The sequence below is a fragment of the Anabaena sp. FACHB-83 genome, assembly GCF_014697485.1.
Classification (GTDB): Bacteria; Cyanobacteriota; Cyanobacteriia; order Cyanobacteriales; family Nostocaceae; genus Nostoc_B.
Map to the genome: position 1 here is coordinate 42,194 of NZ_JACJRY010000045.1, position 6,000 is coordinate 48,193.

Annotated in this window: 4 protein-coding genes; 1 reads left to right on the forward strand and 3 read right to left on the reverse strand. The window is 42.0% G+C overall.

All coding sequences use genetic code 11. From position 1 onward, the window contains the following. Nucleotides 1–416: 416 nt before the first annotated feature. Together H6G79_RS29890 and H6G79_RS29895 are read right to left on the reverse strand one after the other, a co-directional pair. Nucleotides 417–1,658, reverse strand: a complete 1,242-nt coding sequence (locus H6G79_RS29890; RefSeq protein WP_190594565.1) for a murein transglycosylase A — start codon at nucleotides 1,656–1,658, stop codon at nucleotides 417–419. Between the two features lie 214 nt (nucleotides 1,659–1,872). Further along, a complete protein-coding gene (locus H6G79_RS29895) occupies nucleotides 1,873–3,210 on the reverse strand; it encodes a proton extrusion protein PcxA (protein ID WP_190594566.1) in 1,338 nt (445 codons plus the stop codon). A gap of 79 nt (nucleotides 3,211–3,289) precedes the next feature. On the opposite strand from H6G79_RS29895, the gene H6G79_RS29900 reads away from it, so the two are divergent. Next, nucleotides 3,290–5,596, forward strand: a complete 2,307-nt coding sequence (locus tag H6G79_RS29900; protein WP_190594567.1) for a recombinase family protein — start codon at nucleotides 3,290–3,292, stop codon at nucleotides 5,594–5,596. 136 nt (nucleotides 5,597–5,732) lie between these two features. Here H6G79_RS29900 and H6G79_RS29905 read toward each other — a convergent pair. Next, a partial coding sequence (locus H6G79_RS29905) for a zinc ribbon domain-containing protein (RefSeq protein WP_191049385.1) occupies nucleotides 5,733–6,000 on the reverse strand: 268 nt, incomplete at its 5' end.

Sequence of the window (6,000 nt, forward strand, 5' to 3'; positions counted from 1 at the left end):
AATAAATACAGCTAAAATTTGGTTAATATCCATGACGTATGCGCCCCTGACAGTGAAGTGTAGTCAGCACTAAGTTTTTCTGTAGATAACCTGCGATCGCTTAAAGTACGAAGATAAGGTGCTGCTAATATAAACGAACATTAGTTGTAGTGATTAAAAGTTAAACTTACATAATCAACTACACGGGAATTAATCATTATTTCAGATTTGATTTTCCACATTTTTTTGCCAAATATTAAGGCAAGTAAATTATTTGTGATAAAACTATAAACTCAGAAAACACACTCCACTTCAAACAACCATCAAATACACGCAATAAAAGCAGGCTCTAACATAGCTCTGTCTTATACTGACTATTAGCCAAAATGACGGCAGATAATTGCTTGAGTTCCTGGTGCAGAATTTTTAGGAATTTTTTATGGTTTGAGTAACAGGTAATACAACTGCCCATTGCTAACGGTAACACCAGCACGCTCTCCAGCGATTTTACCCGTCCCCAAAAAATAATCTACTCTACCCGCACCTTTAATTGCTCCACCTGTATCTTGATCAAGCACATAACGGCTCACAATCTGATGTTCCATCTCGCCGTTAGCTTGGACAAAGGGAAAAGGAGCGCGAATCAAAGCTAAAGCCCCAGGTGGCATGAGAGACTTATCTGTAGCGATGGAACGTTCTGCGGTGAGTGGGACATTGATTGAACCTTGAGGTGGTGCGCCGTGGTTTTCTTGAAAAAACACAAAACTGGGATCACGGGGGATATAGATATTTAATTCTGGGGGATGCTGTTGAAAATAGTCGAGGATAATGGGCATTGTCATTCCCTGTAAGGGCAATTTGCCATCGTTGGCTAGTTCTCGACCAATACTTTTATAGTTATAAGCTGTATTACCTGCATAACCGATTGTTGTATCATTACCATCGGTTAATTGTAGTCGCGCTGAACCCTGAATTTGAATCATATATGGTTCTAAGCGATCGCGGAACCAAAATAACTCTAATCCCCGTAATTTGCCTTTTGTTCCTTGTAAACCATCAGCACCTTCCAATTCTAAACGGGTAGGATGGGGCTGCGGCCAAGAATTGATATCGGGAGGTAATCGATAAACGGGATAACGAAATTCATTTGTAGGGACGCGACTAGCCAGATACAGTGGTTCATAATAAGCGGTAAATAAAACTGTACCTTTTTGGTCTTTGCCGACAGATTGATAATACACAAACTCTTTTTCGATGGCTTGATGTAATTCTTTGGCAGATTTTGATTTTAAAAGGAGTTCGCGGAATCTGGTTAAACTTTTGATGACGCGATCGCGTGTAATTCCGGTGACGGGATATTTTTGATAAGCTGCGATCGCCCGTGATGTTTGCAAGTATTGTAAACTGCGATCAACAGAAGTAATTAAAGCTTGTTTATCTGCTAATTCATCAAAACAAGATAGGTCATCTTGACAACACCCCACAGGCGATCGTTCAATCAAAACTGATTGCTGGTTTTCTAAAGCATCTGGTACATGCCATTTTTTGATGCGACATACCGCCGAACTCAGTTCTCGAAATCCTAATGGTTGCGTCCCCACCAAAAAACTCAAAATAATGATTGGTGGGGTGATGAAAGTGGCTAGTCTGTATAGCAATCCTAAATGATTGACAAACATTTCTCCCTCGTCTCCCTTCTCCCCCTACTCCCTTCGGTGTACACACAAGTCTTATAAAGTTCCCTAGTAGTGTTTCGATCCCCCCTTCAAAAGGGGGGAAAATATCTCAAAGTCCCCCTTTTTAAGGGGGATTTAGGGGGATCAGAGGATTTGTGTGTACACCGCAGCCCCCTACCTCCTACTCCCCACTCCCGACTCCCTACTCCCAATTCTATTACTCATTCATATTGCGATAAGTCGCCACAGCAGAAGGCGAAATCCGGTTGAGATAACGGAATATCCAGTATTTAAAAATCGTGTCTAAAATCACTGGAAATGTGGCAATAAACAAAAAGATAAAATCGCGGTTGGCTGGTAAACCCCAATGGCGCGATACACCTTCTAAAATTACTTCCCAACCGTGGGGAGAGTGGAATCCCACAAACACATCAGTAAACAAAATGATAATAAATGCCTTGGCACTATCACTCAAACCATAAACAAGATTATCAAAGAAATCTTTCAGCACGGCAATAGATTGCTTACTCACCAGCAGCAACCAAACAAAAGCAATTACCGAGAAAATATCGGCAAACACATTTTTAATCGCATTTGCACTTTCATCCCGAAATTCTTCTGCGATTTCTGCGGCTTTTTCTTTGAGTTTCTCTTCTATTGCTTCTGGATTCAGAGGCGGTGCAATGCCAATTAAATTTTCAAATCTTATTCTTTCTTCAAATCTTTGTAACTCTGATAAAGCTTCTTCTTCCATTTCAAAGTTTAGGAAGACATTGGCTGTTTCGGCTGGTCTAAAATTGGGAATTAATGGCCCAACAATCAAAGCTTTTGATAGTTGATGTGCTAAAAGAGGTACAATAATTAGTAATAATATAAATCTGATAGATATGATAGTTCTTCTTTGAGCTTGCCGAAAGCTTTTAACAACATCCTGCTCAGAATTTGGGTCTAACTCGACTTGTAAACGACTAATAGTTCCTAAAATTGAGCGAGGCAATACACCTGTTGTATCAGCTTTCCGCCGTGGTTTTTGTTTGGTTTCTAGGTTTTTATTTGGTAATTGTGGAGCTAATGGGGCGGGTGATTTTTGCGGAGTAACATCAGCAACTTTGACTATTTGTGGTTGATTAACTATGACAGAATTAGTTTCAATATCAGATACGGTATATTTTGATATGACTTCATCAATAAATCTTAATTTTTCTAAAATTATCTCCGCACTAGGATATTCTATACCTGTTTTTCGTGCCGCTTTTTGATTAGATTCGTTGGAAAACCAACGGCTGGCGCGAAATTCTGTGAGGCGCATCCGCGCAATTTTTAATTGTTTTTTAAGGTCTGACTCAAAATAATCCATCATGCTGTTGCTGTATTGGCTTGAGTCAGCATCTATTTTTTTACCGTTGAAATGCTCATCTTCGATGGATTTAATTTGTAATGCTGCTTGATAAGCCTCATCAAGAGAACGCTGTGGCGTTAATAAGTACCAACGGTAAGCAGCTAGTAAGTAAGAGTAAATTTTTTGGGTAAAAGCGAAATTATTCATTGTAGGCAATTATCCAGCCTTTTCTAGTGATTCTTAACCCTAAGTTAACGCACAAGATATACTAACCAAATCTAGAAGGAGAAAGTTTGTGGTTTCACATTCTGTTTGGATTGTCGGCAATAGCCGCAGTGGTAAGACAACTCGTTTGGTAGAACATTTTTGTCGTTGGCTACAAATAGAAAATCACAACTTGGGATTATTTTATACTAAAAAAGCTGGAAAAAAATCTGACAATTCCTTTTCAAAACCTTTTGTTTTAAAACAAACAGAACCTGGAGTTTTGGTATTAGCAGCAAATGATGACAATCGTCGGGAATTGTCTGACAAAATTGTTACAAAAACTTTAGGAAAATATCCCATTCGTGCTAAAACTCCCTTGGGTTTTTTTCAAGATGAAGTTATTTTATTTTGGCCTTTACTCATTGAGTTACTGCATCTTAAGGCACAATTTCCAGTAAGATTGCGCCCAGAAACTGAACAGGAATTAGCTACAAAACTCTGGCGTGAGCAAATCGATGCAGAGATTCTGCGGCGTGCTGGAGTGAATGAATACCGTTTAGTCCGACGAATTTTGGACTTGTTGCAACTAGCCGCCTACAGTGGTACGGCTTGTGAAGGAATTGCTGAAGTTTTACAAAGCGGTTTAGAGGACAACGGCGTAAATCTAGAGCCGGAATTTTTAGCATCTTTGCTGCTAGATTGGCGTAACTGGTGTTTAGAGCGAGGCTTGCTCACTTATGGGATTATAACTGAACTCTACACGCAACACTTGTTAAGCGATCGCCATTATCAAGAACGTCTCAGGCAACGGTATCAAGCCATACTAGCTGATGATGTTGATGATTATCCAGCCGCAACCCGACAGTTATTTGAAACACTTTTACAACAGGGTGCTGTTGGTGCATTTACTTACAACCCTGATGGCGCTGTACGCTTGGGTTTGGGGGCTGATCCCAACTATTTGGAAGGGTTGGCGAGGCATTGTCGCTTAGAAACTTTATTTACACCAGTCGCCCCATCCTTAGCCGATAACCTAGCTAGACCAATGGTAGAATTTATTACTCAACCAATGGTGATGTTAGAGTTACCTGCAACAGTCCAATCAATTCAAACTACCTCCCGTGCTGAACTATTGCGAACCACAGCCGAGGTGATTGGCAAAGCGATTAAGTCAGAAAGAATACAACCAGAAGAAATTGCCATCATCGCACCTGGTTTAGATGCGATCGCCCGTTACACCATCACCGAAATTCTCACCAAGCAAAACATCCCCGTCGAATCACTCAACGACCAACGCCCCTTAATTAGTTCACCCATGATTCGGGCATTATTAACCATGCTGGCACTCGTTTATCCCGGCTTGGGACGCTTGGTAGATAGAGATGCAGTGGCGGAGATGTTGGTGGTGTTGAGTAGGAGGCAGGAGGTAGGGGGCAGGGGGCAGGGAGAGAGGGGAGACAAGGGAGACGAGGGAGAAATATTAACTCAGCACTCAGTACTCAGCACTCACATCGACCCGGTACGTGCTGGTTTAATTGCTGATTATTGTTTTGTACCTCATCCCGACAAACCTAATTTATTACCCGTCACCTCTTTTGAACGCTGGGATAGAATTGGCTATGCTGCGACCACAGCTTACACTCAGATATTACAGTGGATTGAAAAACAGCGATCGCAACAAGAACAGCGTTTAATTCCTAGCCCCATTTCCCTGTTGTATCTCGCAATTCAAGACTTTTTGTGTAAAGACAGTAACCCACCTTATGACCAAATGGCAGCCTTACGGGAATTGCTAGAAACTGCCCAACATTACTGGGAAATTGATACTAGGTTGAGGCAGGAGGTAGGGGGACAAGGGAGACAAGGCGGACAAGGCGGACAAGGCGGACAAGGGAGCAATCTTTCTACCTTGTCTACCCCCTCTACCTTGTCTACCCCCTCTCAGCACTCAGCACTCAGCACTACCTTGGCTGAATTTATTCAACTACTGCGACGTGGTACGATTACTGCCAATCCTTATCCGTTGCGTCCTATTGGCTTGTCGAGAAAAGCCGTCACCTTAGCAACTATTTTCCAATATCGTTCGAGTCGGCGATCGCATCGTTGGCATTTTTGGCTAGATGCTGGTTCACCATTGTGGGCAAAAGGTGGTGCAGCTACATTATTTGGTGCGCCGTTATTCTTGCGCGATAGGTTAGGCGAATCTTGGACAGCCGAAGATGAAAAAATTAGCGAACAAGAAAGATTACAGCGAATTTTGGCAGACTTACTCTCCCGTGTATCCGAGAAAGTTTATTTATGTCATAGTGATTTAGCCGTCAACGGACAAGAACAACTAGGGCCACTCCTACCCTTAGTACATACCTGTGTATCCGTGATTTCCAAAGTGGCTTGAAGCTGAATCAAAATTTTCCCAAAGATCAACAGGATTTACACAATGATAGGCAAGGTCATTGAAGCGGTAAACCTGGATTTGCTAAGATTTCCAGTGCTTGACACTCCCCGGCATGAACGCACGGGGATTCTTGGATCTAAGACATAACTTGCTCATACAGGCTTTCACCAACAAGAGTAGAGGTTCTATCTCCCCAAGCGTTGCTTGCGTCTAGCGCAAAGGTTCCGGTATGCCCTACCGTACCCAATCCTCGACTAAGGATGATCCTGGCTGCGTTTTCATCCCTATCCCTCACAAAACCACATTTACAAACGTGTGTCCTAGTGGATAGTGTTTTCTTCACAATTTCACCACATTTAGAGCATTCTTGGCTTGTGTATTGCGGATTAACTGCAACCGTGACA

Coding starts and splice junctions, on each gene's coding strand:
- H6G79_RS29890 (WP_190594565.1), bottom strand. CDS start 1,658: ATGTTTGTCAATCATTTAGGATTGCTATACAGACTAGCCACTTTCATC.